This window comes from Micromonospora sp. URMC 106 (assembly GCF_051386395.1).
Taxonomy (GTDB): Bacteria; Actinomycetota; Actinomycetes; order Mycobacteriales; family Micromonosporaceae; genus Micromonospora.
The window spans coordinates 1-14,605 of the sequence record NZ_JBPQTP010000042.1 but is presented as its reverse complement, the minus strand read 5'-3'; the positions used below and the strand labels follow the sequence as shown (position 1 = coordinate 14,605).

Sequence of the window (14,605 nt, the reverse complement as noted above, 5' to 3'; positions counted from 1 at the left end):
CTCAGCTTCCCGCGCCGGCCGGGGCAGCGCTGTCCGGGTTGAAGTTGGCCGTGTTGCGCCGCGTCTCGAACGGCTTCGTGGTCTGCGCGTACGGCTCCTCGCCGATGGCCGTGAGCGCGTCCTGCGTGGACTTGCCGTCGCGCTTGGCCGCCAGGAACTGGTCGTACTTCTCCGGCGAGACGACCCGCAGCTCGAAGTTCATGAAGGCGTGGTAGCTGCCGCACAGCTCGGCGCAGCGGCCGACGTAGGCGCCCTCGGTGTCGAGCTTGGAGACCTCGAACACGTTGCGGATCTTGCCCGGCATGACGTCCCGCTTGAACAGCAGCTCCGGCACCCAGAAGGAGTGGATGACGTCGCGGCTGGTCTCCTCGAACCGGATGGACCGGTCCGTCGGGAGGACCAGGATCGGGATGACCTCGCTGGTGCCGAGCACGGAGGCGACCGTGTTGGCGTCCTTGCCCTGGCCGTCGCGGTAGTTGAACTGCCAGTTCCACTTGAACGCGACCACCTCGACCGTGACGTCGGGGTTCTTGGTCGTCCGCACCACGTCGGTCTGCACGACCGCCGTGTAGTAGAAGAGCACGGAGACGATCAGGATCGGCGCGATGGTGTAGAGGAACTCCATCGGCATGTTGTAGCGGGTCTGCACCGGCAGCTCGTTGCCCCGCTTGCGGTAGCGCACGATGCACCAGAAGATCAGGCCCCACACGAAGACGCCGACCGCGAGCGCCGCGATGCACGAGGCGATCCACAGGTCGTACATCCGGTGCGACTCGGGCGAGATGCCGCCCTGCGGCCAGCCGAAGCCGCCGAACGCCGCGCCGACGTCGCAGCCCGTGAGCAGGACCAGCAGCGCCGCTCCGCCGAGACCGAGCCCGGCGAGCCGACCAGCACCACGTCCCCGGCGCCCACCGGCTCCTGGGGAAGCGCTGTGCCGTACGGCCGACGGCCGTACCTCCGAACTCCTTGCGACCACCTGGTCCTGCCTCCCTAGCGCGCCGCGGTGTCTGTTCTGTCTGCCGGCCTCCGCCGGGCGGAGCGACAGCACCGGCGGCAAAGGCGTCACCGACGGTCGCAGATTACTCGACCATGACGGGCTCGACCGTCTTGGGGTCACTCTCCGCCCCCATCGGGGGGATCTTGGGCGTACCGGCGCGATAGCGTTGGCTTCCGTGAGCGCTTCCCCGGTCTACCTGGACGCGGCCACGGCCGCGCCGCTGCATCCGGTCGCCCGGCAGGCGCTGCTGGCCGCCCTCGACGACGGCTGGGCCGACCCCGGCAGGCTCTACACCCAGGCCCGCCGCGCCCGCCAACTCCTCGACGCCGCCCGCGAGGCCACCGCACAGACGCTCGGCGTCCGCGCCGACGAGATCTCCTTCACCCCCAGCGGTACGACCGCCGCCCACGCCGCCGTGCTCGGCGGCCTGGCCGGCCGGCGGCGGGTGGGCCCGACCCTGGTGCACTCCGCGATCGAGCACTCGGCGGTGCTGCACGCCGCCGAGAAGCACGTCGCGACGGGCGGCGCGGCCACCTCGGTGCCGGTGGACCGGCTCGGCCGGCTCGACCTGGACGGCTGGTCGGCCGCGGTGCGGGCGCCGAAGGTGGCGCTGGCCGCGCTGATCGCCGCCAGCCACGAGGTCGGCACGCTCCAGCCCGTCGCCGAGGCCGCGCGGGAGTGCGCCGAGGCCGGGGTGCCGCTGTACGTGGACGCCGCCCAGGTGGTGGGCCGGGCGGCAGTGCCGGCGGGCTGGTCGGTGCTGACCGCCAGCGCGCACAAGTGGGGCGGCCCGCCCGGGGTGGGGCTGCTGGTGGTGCGCAAGGGCACGCGGTGGGAGTCGCCCTGGCCGGCCGACGACCGGGAGGCCGGGCGTACGCCGGGGACGCTCAACCTGCCGGCGGTGGTCGCGGCGGCGGCGAGCCTGCGCGCGGCGGCGGCCGACGCGGCGGCCGAGGCGGCCCGGCTGGCGCCGCTGGTGGACCGGATCCGCGCCCGGGTGGCCGCGGAGGTGCCCGACGTGGAGGTGGTGGGTGATCCCGACCACCGGCTCCCGCACCTCGTGACGTTCTCCTGCCTGTACGTCGACGGCGAGGCCCTGCTGCACGCGCTGGACCGGCGCGGGTTCGCCGTCTCCTCCGGCTCCTCGTGCACCTCCTCGACGCTGCACCCGTCGCACGTGCTGGAGGCGATGGGGGTGCTCTCGCACGGCAACGTGCGGGTCTCGCTGCACCGGGACACGACGGAGGCGGACGTCGAGCGGTTCCTCGCCGAGCTGCCCGGCATCGTGGCGGAGCTGCGCGCCGAGGCGGGGGTGGTGGGGCTGTGACCGCGCCGGCGGAGATCCTCGACTGCCGCGGTCAGCGCTGCCCGCTGCCCGTGATCGCCGTGGCCCGGCGGCTGCCCGAGCTGCCCGTCGGCACGGTGGTGCGGGTGCTGGCCGACGATCCGGCGGCGGCGGTGGACCTCCCCGCCTGGTGCCGGATGCGCGGCCAGGAGTTCCTCGGCACGGTCACCGGCCCCGACGGCCCCGCGTACGACGTCCGCCGCCGGCACTAGAGGGTGCGGAAGGGCACCCGTCGGACGCATACGGCGCAGGAGGGCGGCCATCTGAGCGCCGTCGCCGAGCGGGCCGCGCCGGGCCCGCGCCCGCTCGACGGGGTCGACCGGCGAGACCGGGGCGCGCAGGGCCGCGCGCAGCCGGGCCGCCAGGGTGCTCTTGCCCACCCCGGCAGCCCGACGAACGCGACGAGCAGCGAGGTCAGGGCAGCAGGTGCGGCCGGACGTCCTCGGCGGCGACGTCGCCGTACGACTCGGCCATCCGCTTGACGAACAGGTCGCGGCGGACCTCGTACTCCTGGGTGCCCACGGTCTCCAGCACCAGCGTGGCGAGCAGGGAGCCCACCTGGGCGGCCCGCTCCAGCCCGAGACCCCAGGAGAGCGCGGTGAAGAAGCCGGCCCGGAATCCGTCGCCGACCCCGGTCGGGTCGACCGCGCGGATCTCCCGCGCGATCGGCACGTGGATGGGGTCGAAGTCCCGCCCGGCGATCTCCACGCCGTGCTTGCCCAGCGTGGTGACCCGCACCTTCACCCGGTCGAGCAGCTGCGCGTCGCTCAGCCCGGCCTTGCTCTGCAGCAACGACTTCTCGTAGTCGTTGGTCATCAGGTACTCGGCGCCCTCGATCAGCGCGACGACGTCCTCGCCCTCCATCCGGGCGAGCTGCTGGGACGGGTCGGCGGCGAAGGGGTAGCCCCGGTCCCGGCACTCGGCGGAGTGCCGCAGCATCGCCGCCGGGTCGTTCGCGCCGACCAGGACCAGGTCCAGCCCGTCGAGCCGGCGGGCCACCGGCTCCAGCTCGATGTTGCGGGCCTCGCTCATCGCGCCGGCGTAGAACGAGGCGATCTGGCACATGTCGGTGTCCGTGGTGCAGACGAACCGGGCGGTGTGGGCCACCTCGCTGACGTGCACCGAGTCGCAGTCGACCCCGTGCCGCTCCAGCCAGGAGCGGTAGTCGGCGAAGTCCGCACCGACCGCGCCGACCAGCACCGGCCGCAGGCCGAGCTGCCCCATGCCGAAGGCGATGTTCGCCGCCACGCCGCCGCGCCGCAGCACCAGGTCGTCCACCAGGAAGGAGAGCGACACCTTGTGCAGCTGGTCGGCGAGGAGCTGGTCGGCGAAGCGGCCGGGGAAGCTCATCAGGTGGTCGGTGGCGATCGAGCCGGTCACGGCGATCTTCATGGCAACCTCGGGGTCGGGAGCAGGGCGCCGGTCAGCCTACCGGCCCGGCCCCCTCAGGATCACCCGTCGGTCCGGCCCCGGCCATCTTCCCGGCTGCGCAACCGGGCCCGGACGCGACAGCGGGGCCGCCCGGAAGGGACGGCCCCGCTGTCGCGAGCGCAGGTCGGCTCAGCTGAACGAGTCACCGCAGGCGCAGGAGTTGCCCGCGTTGGGGTTGTCGATGGTGAAGCCCTGTGCGTCGATGCGGTCGGCGAAGTCGATGGTGGCGCCGGCCAGGTAGGGGGCGCTCATCCGGTCGACGACGACCTCGACACCGTCGAAGTCGGTGACGACGTCACCGTCGAGCGAGCGCTCGTCGAAGAAGAGCTGGTACCGCAGGCCGGAGCAGCCACCCGGCTGCACGGCGACCCGGAGCCGCAGGTCGTCGCGGCCCTCCTGCTCGATCAGGGCCTTGACCTTCTGCGCCGCGACGTCGGTGAGGACGACGGACGTGGGGGCCTTGGCCTCGGTCGAGTCGGTCTGCGCTGGCGTGGTCACGTGAAATCTCCCTGCGCGGTTGGGTCCGGACGCACTGGCCAACATCTCCCGTCGCCCAGTCATTCCCGGTGTGGTCCAGAACCGATGGTACGCCGCTGCGACCGGCACCACCCGGCCGCCGTGACGTGCGCGGTCGGGCCCGGCGCGCCGACGGGCCCGGCCGAGCGCGGGCGGGCGCCCCGGGCGGCGCGGCCACCCGCCGGTGAGCCCGCGCCGGATCACGCCCCCGGCGCCGTCCCGGTCAGCGGCTCCACTGCCGGGCCAGCCGGGCGCCGAGCGCCCGCAGCCCCTCGGCCGGGCGCTCCAGCGCGGCGCCCAGCCCGCCGCGCTCCTCGCCCCCGAAGTGCTCCACCAGGCTGTACGCGTCGGTGACCCCCGCCGCGCCCGCCTCCCGCCGGCCGGTGCTCACCTGACCGGCCAGCACCACGCAGGGCAGGCCACGGTCCCGGGCGGCGCCGGCGACCCCGGCGACGACCTTGCCGCGCAGCGACTGGTGGTCGAAGGAGCCCTCCCCGGTGATCACCAGGTCGACCTCGTCCAGCGCGGCGTCCAGCCCGATCGAGCGGGTGACCAGGCCGATGCCCGACTCGCAGTGCCCGCCGAGCGCCAGGACGGCCGCGCCGAGGCCGCCGGCCGCGCCGCCGCCGGGCAGGGCGCCCAGCCGGTCGGGGCAGCCGGGCAGGTCCCGCTCCAGCACGGCGGCGAAGCGCTCCAGCGCGGCGTCGAGCAGCAGCACGTCGGCCCGGTCGGCGCCCTTCTGCGGGCCGAACACGCTGCTCGCCCCGTGCAGGCCGAGCAGCGGGTTGTCCACGTCCGTGGCGGCCACCAGCCGGGCGTCGCGCAGCCGGGGCGCCCCGTCGAGCGCGACCGCGGCGCCCAGCGCCGCGCCGCCGTACGGCAGGGCCCGGCCCGCCTCGTCCAGCGGGGTCACCCCGAGCGCGGTGAGCATTCCCGCGCCGCCGTCGTTGGTGCCGGAGCCGCCCAGCCCGATCACCACCGTCCGGGCGCCGGCCTCCACCGCGGCGGCGACCAGCACCCCCAGGCCGTACGAGGTGGTCGCCTTCGGGTCGCGCTCGGCAGGGGCGAGCAGGTGCAGCCCGCACGCCTGGGCGCTCTCCAGCCAGGCGGTCGCCCCGTCGGCGGTGAGCAGGATCTCACCGGCCACGGGGCGGCCCAGCGGGTCGACGGTCGGCACCGGCACCCGCCGCCCGCCGAGCGCGTCGGCGAGCACGTCGAGGAAGCCGGGCCCACCGTCGGACAACGGCCGGACGAGCAGGTCGTCCGCCGGGGCCACCTCGCGCCAGCCGGCGGCCACGGCGTCGGCGACGTCAGGGGCCGACAGGGTGCCGGCGAACTTGTCCGGGCAGAGCAGCACGCGCATGCCGAGCAGTGTGGCAGCCCACACCGGCGGAGGCTGCGCGCCGGCCGCCCTGTGGGACCATGGGGTACGTGACTTCGACCTGGGTAGAACCCTCCAACACCGCGACGGCACTGCTGCTGCTCGGCCGGGGCAGCGACCCCGCCACCGAGCGTGGCGTCGAGTGTCCGGGTGACCTCCCGGCGCCGAGCGACCCCGACCTGGTGGCCCGGGCGGCGGCGGCCAAGGCGGAGCTGGGCAGCAAGGTCTTCGTGCTGGGGCATCACTACCAGCGCGACGAGGTGATCCAGTTCGCCGACGTGACCGGCGACTCGTTCAAGCTGGCCCGCGAGGCGGCGGCCCGGCCCGACGCGGAGTACATCGTCTTCTGCGGCGTGCACTTCATGGCCGAGAGCGCCGACATCCTCACCTCGGACGCGCAGAAGGTCATCCTGCCGGACCTGGCCGCCGGGTGCTCGATGGCCGACATGGCGGTGCTGTCGCAGGTCGAGACGGCCTGGGACGTGCTCACCGAACTGGGCGTCGCGGCCGACACCGTCCCGGTGACGTACATGAACTCCTCGGCGGACATCAAGGGCTTCGTCGGCCGCAACGGCGGCGTGGTCTGCACCTCGTCGAACGCGAAGCGGGCGCTGGACTGGGCGTACCAGCAGGGCTCGAAGGTGCTCTTCCTGCCCGACCAGCACCTGGGCCGCAACACGGCGGTGCTGGAGATGGGCTTCTCGCTGGACGACTGCGTGCTCTACGACCCGCACAAGCCGAACGGCGGGCTCACCCCGGAGCAGCTGCGCGACGCGAAGATGGTCCTCTGGCGGGGGCACTGCTCGGTGCACGGCCGGTTCACGCTCGACAGCGTCGACGACGTGCGGGAGCGGGTGCCCGGCGTGAACGTGCTGGTGCACCCGGAGTGCCGGCACGAGGTGGTCACCGCCGCCGACTTCGTCGGCTCGACGGAGTACATCATCAAGACCATCGAGGCGGCCCCGGCCGGCTCGGCGTGGGCGGTCGGCACCGAGCTGAACCTGGTCCGGCGGCTGGCGCTGGCCCACCCGGACAAGCAGATCATGTTCCTGGACAAGGCCGTCTGCTACTGCTCGACCATGAACCGGATCGACCTGCCCCACCTGGTGTGGGCGCTGGAGGAGCTGGTGGCCGGCCGAGTGGTCAACCAGATCACGGTCGACCCGGACACCGCGCACCACGCCCGGGTGGCGCTGGACCAGATGCTCGCCCTGCCCGGGGCCGACACCCCGCCGCCGACGGCGGGCTGATCACGCTCGGTAGCACCACTGGTACGGAAATGGGCCCGATCACCGATTAGTGCCCTCAGGGGCGATGTGACCGGTTCCATTTTCGTCACCGAGGGCTATGCTGCCGGGGCGACGACTCACGCGGGCCGTTTCGACATGGCCGCATTCCGGGTAGCGATGACATCGCGAGCCCACCATCAACACGGCAGCACCGACGCGCTGGAGGTTGCGTTGACCGACGACGTCCTGGTCGTACACGGAGGTACTCCGCTGGAAGGGCGGATCCGCGTGCGCGGCGCGAAGAACCTGGTTTCGAAGGCGATGGTCGCCGCGCTGCTGGGCGACAGCCCAAGCCGACTGTTCGACGTGCCGAAGATCCGCGACGTCGAGGTGGTCCGCGGCCTGCTCGGCCTGCACGGCGTCAAGGTCACCGACGGCGAGGAGGACGGCGAGCTCGTCTTCGACCCGGCGAACGTGGAGAGCGCGAGCACGGACCAGATCAACGTGCACGCGGGTTCCAGCCGGATCCCGATCCTGTTCTGCGGGCCGCTGCTGCACCGCCTCGGCCACGCCTTCATCCCCGACCTGGGTGGCTGCCACATCGGGCCGCGCCCGATCGACTTCCACCTCCAGGCGCTGCGGGAGTTCGGGGCGACGGTCGAGAAGACCCCGGAGGGGCTGCACCTGTCCGCGCCGAACGGGCTGCACGGCACGAAGTTCGCGCTGCCGTACCCGAGCGTCGGGGCGACCGAGCAGGTGCTGCTGACCGCGGTGATGGCCGAGGGCGTCACCGAGCTGCGCAACGCGGCCGTGGAGCCGGAGATCATCGACCTGATCTGCGTCCTGCAGAAGATGGGCGCGATCATCAAGGTGCACACCGACCGGGTGATCGAGATCCAGGGCGTGCCGAAGCTGCACGGCTACACCCACCGGCCGATCCCGGACCGGATCGAGGCGGCGAGCTGGGCGGCGGCGGCGCTGGCCACCCGGGGCCACGTCGAGGTCCTCGGCGCGCAGCAGGCCGACATGATGACGTTCCTGAACGTGTTCCGCTCGGTCGGCGGCGAGTACGAGGTCACCGACGCCCGGCCGCCGAAGCTGGGCGACCCCGGCCAGGAGGGCGGCATCCGGTTCTGGCACCCGGGCGGCGAGCTGAAGTCGGTGGCGCTGGAGACCGACGTGCACCCCGGCTTCATGACCGACTGGCAGCAGCCCCTGGTGGTGGCGCTCACCCAGGCCCGCGGGCTGTCCATCGTCCACGAGACGGTCTACGAACAGCGGCTGGGCTACACCGAGGCGCTGAACTCGATGGGCGCGAACATCCAGGTCTACCGGGACTGCCTGGGCGGCACCCCGTGCCGCTTCGGCCGGCGCAACTTCAAGCACTCCGCGGTGATCGCGGGGCCGAGCAAGCTGCACGCCGCCGACCTGGTCATCCCCGACCTGCGGGCGGGCTTCAGCCACCTGATCGCGGCGCTGGCCGCCGAGGGCACGTCCCGCGTCTACGGCGTCGACCTGATCAACCGGGGCTACGAGGACTTCGAGGCGAAGCTCGCCGACCTCGGCGCGCACGCCGAGCGTCCGTAACGTCGACCACTCCGACCGCGCCCGGTGCACCGCGATGTGCACCGGGCGCCGTCGTTTGGCTACCCTTTCCGCGTGCCGTCGCTGTTTCGCCGCAAGTCCACCGACCTCGTCGACGAGGCCGTCACCCCGGTGACCCCCGACGAGGAGTCCTCGACCGCCCAGCCCCGGGGTTACACCCCGAGCAAGAAGGAGCTGGGCAGGGTCACGCCGAAGCGGCCCAGCGCCGGTCGCCGGCCGGCCACGGCCACCAAGCCGATGACCAAGGAGGAGCAGCGGGAGCACCGGCGCAGGTTGCGCGCCGAGGCTTCGGCGGAGTTCCGGCGCGAGGGCGGCCCCCGCGACCGTGGCCCGGAGCGGCTGCTGGCCCGCAACGTGGTCGACTCCCGGCGTACGGTCGGCACCTGGTTCTTCGGCGGCGCGCTGATCGTGCTGATCGGCTCGAACGCGGCGATGCCGCCGATCGTCCGACTGGTTTCCAACATCCTCTGGGGCGCGCTCGCCCTGGGTGTGGTGGTCGACTCGTTCCTGATCTCGCGCAAGATCCGGAAGCTGGTCCGGGAACGCTTCCCGAACACCGGGCAGCGGATGGGCTCGCTCTACCTCTACGCCATCATGCGGTCGATCACCTTCCGCCGGATGCGCGCGCCAGAGCCCCGCGTCAACATCGGCGACCCGGTCTGAGCCTGCCGTGACGACGGCCCCTCCCGCGCGGCGGTGAGGGGCCGTCGTCGTCCGCGCCCGGCACCGAGGCGTCGTCGGCACCGGGCACCGAGGGTCGTCGTCAGCGCCCGCCTGCGCGGTGCAACGGCCGACACGTCGTCGGGCGCCCGCCGGAGGCCACGGTGCCCCCGGCGGCCGCGGAGGCGTCAGCCGGGTTCGGCACCACGAACCGTCCGCGCCGCGCTACGGCACCCCGAGCAGGCGGAGCAGGGCGGTGGTCCCGGCGGCCGCGAGCACCACCAGCACGAACGACACCCGCCGCCAGGCCAGCAGCACGCCGACCAGAACGCCCGCGGGCCGGGCCCAGCCGGCGAACTGGCCGGCCTCCGTCAGCGCGGCCGTGGCGCCCAACGCGGCCAGCAGAGCGGCCGCGCCGACCGGCAGCAGCCGCCCGGACCACTCCGGCAGGTCGAGCCGGTCGCGCAGCAGCACCCCGGCGACCCGGAAGCCGTACGTCCCCGCGGCCAGCGCCACGATCACGGCGATCAGCACGGTCCCTCCCCCGTTCGGCCCGCCGGCACGGATCCGTGCCGCGGCTGCGTCCCGTCCGCCGGCCACACCGGCCCCACCCCGTCCGGCGGCTCGGCGACGCTCCCCGGAAGCAGGCCCGGCGCGGTGACCGGCGCGGTGACCGGCGCCGGGCTGCCGCCCGTGCCGCCGGCCCGCCGGCTGCGGCGTACGGCCGCCACGGCCAGCACGGCCGGGCCGGCGAGGGCCAGCAGCACCGGCAGGCCGGCGGGCAGCAGGGGGGTGGCGAGCACCGCGAGCACCGCGCCGGCCAGCGCCATCCGGCGGGTGTCCCGGTCCCGCAGCGAGGGCAGCAGCATGGCGATCAGGCCGGCCGGGAACGCGGCGTCCAGGCCGAACGCGGCGGGGTCGCCCACCGCCCCGCCGGCGAGCACCCCGAGCACGGTGCCCAGGTTCCAGGTGAGGAAGAGCACCGTGCCGGCGAGCCAGAACGCGCGCCGGCGGGCGGCCCCGGCCGGACGGGCCAGCGCGAAGGCGGTCGCCTCGTCGGTCATCAGGTGACTGCCGAGCAGCCGGCGCCACGGCGGGCGGCCCATGCTGTCGGCCAGCGCCAGCCCGAACGGCAGGTGCCGGGCGTTGAGCAGCAGCCCGGCGAGGACCGCCGCGAGCGGGCTGCCGGCGGCCACCAGGCCGACCGCCATGAACTGCGCGCCGCCGGCGAAGACCAGCAGGGACATGGCGACGGTGGCCCAGGCGGGCAGGCCGGCGGCCACCGCCACCGCGCCGAACGACGCGCCGACTGCCACCATCGCGGCCCCGAGGGCGGCGACGTCACGGGTCGCAGCGGCATCGCCCGTTCGCTGTAACGTACGCATGGTCCATCATGATGAACAGGCCCCCCGCGTTCGTCAAACCGAACAGACGGAACAATGGAGCGAACAATGCCCGCCGAACCGGCTCCCCCGCTGGCCACGATCGCCGCCGCGCTGCGCCGCGAGCGCGAGCGCGTCGGCATCTCGCTCACCGAGCTGGCCCGCCGGGCCGGCATCGCGAAGTCCACCCTCTCCCAACTGGAGTCCGGGGTCGGCAACCCGAGCGTGGAGACGCTCTGGGCGCTCGGGGTGGCGCTCGGCGTGCCGTTCAGCCGACTGGTCGAGCCGCCCGCGGCCGTCGTCCGGGTCGTCCGGGCCGGCGACGGGCCCCGGATCCGCTCCGAGCACGCCGACTTCACCGGCACGCTGCTCGCCGCCGGCTCCGCCCACACCCGCCGGGACGTCTACCTGATCGAGCTGGAGCCGGGGACGGCCCGCACCGCCGAGGCACACACCCCGCGCAGCGTCGAGCACGTCGTGGTGGGCGCCGGGCGGCTGCGCGTCGGGCCGGAGGGCGACCCGGTGGACCTCGGCCCGGGCGACTACGCGACCTTCCCCGGCGACACGCCGCACCGCTACGAGGCACTGGCCCCCGGCACCTTCGCCGTCCTGGTGATGGAGCACCCCTGACGGCCGGCGCGACACCCCGACGGGCCCGCGCTCGGCTCGGTGGGAAGAGCCGGGCCCGGGTCAGGGGGTGGAGCCCGCTCAGCTCCCCCGGTAGAGACGGGCCACCACGTCCTCGATGTCCGGCTCGACGATGGAGACGTCCCGCAGCGTGCCCAGCGCGGCCAGGGCCGCCACCACCTCGGCCACGCCCGCCGACTCCAGCGCGAACGCCAGCCGGTGCCCGTCGGCCTCCACCCGGTGCAGCGGCGCGCCGGGCAGCACCGGCGGCTCGAGCAGCGGGGCCTCCAGGTCGGCGACGAGCAGGCGGCGCGAGCCGTACCGCGTGTGCAGCGCGGCGATCGACCCGTCGTGCACCACCCGGCCGTGGTCGACCACCACCAGTCGGCGGCAGAGCCGCTCGATGTCGGCCAGGTCGTGCGTGGTGAGCACCAGCGTGGTGTCCCCGGCCCGGCCCAGCTCGCCGAGGAAGCCGCGGACCGCCTGCTTGCTCACCACGTCCAGGCCGATCGTGGGCTCGTCGAGGAAGAGCACCTCCGGGCCGTGCAGCAGGGCGGCGGTCAGCTCGCCGCGCATCCGCTGCCCGAGGGAGAGCTGCCGGACGGGGGTGTCCAGGAAGGCGTCTAGGTCGAGCAGGCTGCGGCAGCGGCGCAGCCGGGCGGCGTGCGCGGCGGCGGGCACCCGGTAGACGTGCCGCAGCAGCGCGAACGACTCCCGCAGCGGCAGGTCCCACCACAGCTGCGAACGCTGACCGAAGACCACGCCGACGCGCAGGGCGAGCCGGGTGCGCTGGGCGACCGGGCGCAGGCCGCAGACGCGTACCTCGCCGGCGGAGGGCGTCAGCACGCCGGTGAGCATCTTGAGCGTCGTCGACTTGCCCGCGCCGTTGGGCCCGATGTAGCCGAGCATCTCGCCCCGGGACACCCGCAGGTCGATCCCGTCGACGGCGGTGACCCGCCGCTTCTCCCGGCGCAGCCGGCCGGCCCGCACCCGGACGGTGAACTCCTTGCGCAGCCCGTCGGCCACGATGACGTCGTCGCTCATGACCCCGTACTCCGGTAGTGGCGGACCCCGGTGCGCCAGGCCGCCGCCGCCCCGGCGGCCGCGACCAGCGCGACGGCCGGCGCCGCCCAGCCGACCCAGGCCGGCAGGCCGAGCGGGTCGGCCCGGCCGAGCAGCGCCAGCGCCGGGTGGTAGCTGACGAAGGCGAACCCCAGGCCGTACGCGAACAGGGCGCGGAACCAGCCGCCGAAGACGGTGATCGGGTACGAGGTGAAGTCCCGTCCGCCGTAGGTCACCGAGTTCGCCAGCTCGCCCGAGTCGACCCACCAGAACGACACGGTGGCGGTGGCGACGAAGACGGCCCCGAAGAAGACCACGCCGGCCAGCGGGGCGACGACCACCAGCGCCACCCGGGCGGGGGTCCACGCGATGCCGGCCGACTGCACCGCGACCACCAGCACGGCGAGCCCGAAGACCGCCCGGGACGCCTTGCGCAGTGGCAGGTCCATGAGCAGCAGCTGCGGCAACGCGCCGAGCGGGCGGACCAGCACGGCGTCGAACAGCCCCGTCCGCACGTAGCGGGGCAGCCGCTCGATGTTGCCCACCAGCAGGTCGGCGGTGGCGAACGCGCAGGTCGACAGGCCGACGATCACCAGCGTCTCGCGGAGCGTGAAGCCGCCCAGTTCCCGGGTGACCCGGAAGATGACCAGCACGGTGAGCACGTCGAAGACGGTGGACCCGACGTTGCCGACCACGTCGACCACGAACGAGGTCCGGTACGCCGCCTGCGACCGCGCCTGCGCGCCGAGCAGCGCCCGGTACGCGGCCAGCGCCCCGCCCGCGCGGCCCCGGGCAGGCGGCGCGACGGCGCCGTCAGCCACCCTGCACCACCAGCCGGCGTTCGGCGCGACCCTGCACCAGCCGGCAGGCGGCCAGGATCAGCACCGCCCAGGCGAGCTGGAGGCCCACCAGCCCGACCTGCGCGCCGGGCGGGTCGCGCTCAACGAGCACGTCGAGCGGAGTCTGGAGCAGGCTCGGGAAGGGGGTGCCCAGCCAGAGGGCGTGCTGGAGCCACTCCGGCAGGAAGCGCAGCGGGAAGTAGAGCCCGGCGAGCACGCCCGAGGCGAGGGTCCAGAGGATCATCGGGCCCCGGACGTCCTGCAACCAGTAGGCGGTCGCGTTGACCAGGAACCGGCAGCCGAAACAGAGCACCACGGCGACGACCGCGGAGAGCGCGAAGAGCGGCAGGGTGGTCCAGCGGCGGGGCAGGTACACCTCGAAGAAGATCGGTCCGACCAGCACCGGCGGGAGCAGCCGGACCAGCGCGGCGTGGCCGGCGCGACCCAGGTCGGTGGCGAGGTGGCTGGTCACCGGGTGCACCGGCCGGAGCAGGTCGCTGGCGACGTCGCCAGTGCGGATCCGGTCCGCCAGCTCCGTCCACCCCCAGAGCAGGACGACGGCGAGCAGGCCCTGGCCGACCCAGACGAAGGTGGCGAGCTGGCCCCGGTCGTAGCCGGCCACCGTGCCGGCGGCGCCGGCCGCGGCGAGCAGGACGTAGCAGCGCAGGAAGCCGAAGACGGTGTTGGTGACGACGCCCGCCACCGTCGCCTGCCGATACGTGGCGTAACGCCGGAAGCCCGATCCGGTTATAGCCCTAAATGTCCGGAACCATAGGATAACGTTTGAGGTGGTGGGCGGTGCCACAGTGGCGGTGAGCGAGCCCACGCCGCTACCCTCCTTCCGCAGCCACGCCGTGCCGGAGCGGGCGACTCTACCGGCATGTGGGGCGCCCAGCGCGACAATTTGCAACGAGGTGACATCGCCGTGAGCGAGCGGACGCGAGCCGGCCACCGGGGCGCCGCCGTGAACGGGCGGACGCGGGCCGGTCACCCGGGCGCGCCCGCTCCCCGAGGGCGCGCCGCGGCCGTCCCGCTCACCCGCCGTGGCGACAGGTCCTCCGGATGAGCCGCTACGCCGACCGGTGGCACGACGCCGCCGAGCCGTCCTGGATGGTCGAGCCGACCACCGAGTGGCAGCCCCAGTTCCCGGGCCAGCGCTACCCGGGCGACATCGGCATCCAGCACGCCCCGCCGCCCGCGCCCCGGGGACGGGCGGCCGTCGTCGGCCGCGCCGAGGTGCCGCCGCTCGCGCCGACCCGGCCCGACGGGACCTACCTCGGCCGGTCCTGGGACGACGAACCCGACGGCTGGCACGGCCGGCCGGCCGGCCCCGACGGCCGGCGGCGGGACGACGAGCCGTACCGCCGCCCGCACGCGGAGCCGATCTGGCCGGACGACCGGCAGTCGCCGCACCGGCAGGAGCCGCCGCACCGCAACGTCCGGGACGGCTTCGACGGGCCCGGCCGGTCCGGCGCGGGTCGGCCGGGCGAAACCCCCCGGCCGCGCGACCACGCCGGCCACGACCTGTCTC

15 protein-coding genes and 1 pseudogene are annotated in these 14,605 nt (G+C 74.4%); 7 read left to right on the top strand and 9 right to left on the bottom strand.

The genetic code is table 11. The features are described 5' to 3' along the window. Position 1: 1 nt before the first annotated feature. Positions 2–976, bottom strand: coding sequence for an aa3-type cytochrome oxidase subunit II (gene ctaC, locus ACSNOB_RS15445; protein WP_436687253.1), 975 nt, complete (start codon positions 974–976; stop codon positions 2–4). Positions 977–1,172: 196 nt separating this feature from the next. Here ctaC and ACSNOB_RS15440 point away from each other — a divergent pair, with 196 nt between their 5' ends. Then, complete coding sequence (locus tag ACSNOB_RS15440; protein WP_436687252.1) at positions 1,173–2,324, top strand: cysteine desulfurase family protein; 1,152 nt, start codon at positions 1,173–1,175, stop codon at positions 2,322–2,324. Then, positions 2,321–2,554: a sulfurtransferase TusA family protein gene (locus tag ACSNOB_RS15435; protein WP_250794567.1), complete on the top strand. Its 234-nt coding sequence runs from the start codon at positions 2,321–2,323 to the stop codon at positions 2,552–2,554. The genes ACSNOB_RS15440 and ACSNOB_RS15435 overlap by 4 nt, the downstream gene beginning before the upstream one ends. Positions 2,555–2,756: 202 nt before the next feature. Here the strand turns inward: ACSNOB_RS15435 and ACSNOB_RS15430 are convergent, their stop codons facing one another. From ACSNOB_RS15430 to ACSNOB_RS15420, 3 genes are all read right to left on the bottom strand, one after another. Further along, a complete protein-coding gene (locus ACSNOB_RS15430; protein WP_393103333.1) occupies positions 2,757–3,734 on the bottom strand; it encodes a carbohydrate kinase family protein in 978 nt (325 codons plus the stop codon). A gap of 168 nt (positions 3,735–3,902) precedes the next feature. After that, on the bottom strand, positions 3,903–4,271 hold the full coding sequence (erpA, locus tag ACSNOB_RS15425; protein ID WP_393103331.1) for an iron-sulfur cluster insertion protein ErpA: 369 nt from the start codon (positions 4,269–4,271) through the stop codon (positions 3,903–3,905). Between the two features lie 241 nt (positions 4,272–4,512). After that, a complete protein-coding gene (locus ACSNOB_RS15420; protein ID WP_436687276.1) occupies positions 4,513–5,652 on the bottom strand; it encodes a glycerate kinase family protein in 1,140 nt (379 codons plus the stop codon). A gap of 68 nt (positions 5,653–5,720) precedes the next feature. Here ACSNOB_RS15420 and nadA point away from each other — a divergent pair, with 68 nt between their 5' ends. From nadA to ACSNOB_RS15405, 3 genes are all read left to right on the top strand, one after another. Then, positions 5,721–6,920, top strand: a complete 1,200-nt coding sequence (gene nadA / locus ACSNOB_RS15415; protein ID WP_436687251.1) for a quinolinate synthase NadA — start codon at positions 5,721–5,723, stop codon at positions 6,918–6,920. Between the two features lie 210 nt (positions 6,921–7,130). Further along, on the top strand, positions 7,131–8,486 hold the full coding sequence (gene murA / locus ACSNOB_RS15410) for a UDP-N-acetylglucosamine 1-carboxyvinyltransferase (protein WP_393103327.1): 1,356 nt from the start codon (positions 7,131–7,133) through the stop codon (positions 8,484–8,486). Positions 8,487–8,558: 72 nt separating this feature from the next. Continuing rightward, on the top strand, positions 8,559–9,167 hold the full coding sequence (locus tag ACSNOB_RS15405; protein ID WP_436687250.1) for a DUF3043 domain-containing protein: 609 nt from the start codon (positions 8,559–8,561) through the stop codon (positions 9,165–9,167). A gap of 222 nt (positions 9,168–9,389) precedes the next feature. On the opposite strand, the gene ACSNOB_RS15400 is transcribed toward ACSNOB_RS15405, so the two are convergent. Both ACSNOB_RS15400 and ACSNOB_RS15395 read right to left on the bottom strand, forming a co-directional pair. Beyond that, on the bottom strand, positions 9,390–9,698 hold the full coding sequence (locus ACSNOB_RS15400) for an AzlD domain-containing protein (protein ID WP_436687249.1): 309 nt from the start codon (positions 9,696–9,698) through the stop codon (positions 9,390–9,392). Next, a complete protein-coding gene (locus tag ACSNOB_RS15395; RefSeq protein ID WP_436687248.1) occupies positions 9,692–10,549 on the bottom strand; it encodes an AzlC family ABC transporter permease in 858 nt (285 codons plus the stop codon). The genes ACSNOB_RS15400 and ACSNOB_RS15395 overlap by 7 nt, the downstream gene beginning before the upstream one ends. A 66-nt stretch (positions 10,550–10,615) precedes the next feature. Between ACSNOB_RS15395 and ACSNOB_RS15390 the strand changes: the two genes are divergently transcribed. Then, a complete protein-coding gene (locus ACSNOB_RS15390) occupies positions 10,616–11,176 on the top strand; it encodes a helix-turn-helix domain-containing protein (protein ID WP_436687247.1) in 561 nt (186 codons plus the stop codon). 78 nt (positions 11,177–11,254) lie between these two features. Here the strand turns inward: ACSNOB_RS15390 and ACSNOB_RS15385 are convergent, their stop codons facing one another. Genes ACSNOB_RS15385 through ACSNOB_RS15375 form a run of 3 tightly spaced genes read right to left on the bottom strand, consistent with a single transcriptional unit; the run spans position 11,255 to position 13,900 of the window. Continuing rightward, a complete protein-coding gene (locus ACSNOB_RS15385; protein ID WP_436687246.1) occupies positions 11,255–12,217 on the bottom strand; it encodes an ABC transporter ATP-binding protein in 963 nt (320 codons plus the stop codon). After that, entirely contained in the window at positions 12,214–13,056 is an 843-nt protein-coding gene (locus tag ACSNOB_RS15380) for an ABC transporter permease (RefSeq protein ID WP_436687245.1), read from the bottom strand. Before ACSNOB_RS15380 ends, ACSNOB_RS15385 begins: the two co-directional genes overlap by 4 nt. After that, positions 13,049–13,900, bottom strand: coding sequence for an ABC transporter permease (locus ACSNOB_RS15375; RefSeq protein ID WP_436687244.1), 852 nt, complete (start codon positions 13,898–13,900; stop codon positions 13,049–13,051). The genes ACSNOB_RS15380 and ACSNOB_RS15375 overlap by 8 nt, the downstream gene beginning before the upstream one ends. A 236-nt stretch (positions 13,901–14,136) precedes the next feature. On the opposite strand from ACSNOB_RS15375, the pseudogene ACSNOB_RS15370 reads away from it, so the two are divergent. Further along, a pseudogene (locus ACSNOB_RS15370) lies at positions 14,137–14,605 on the top strand (hypothetical protein); the annotation flags it as partial.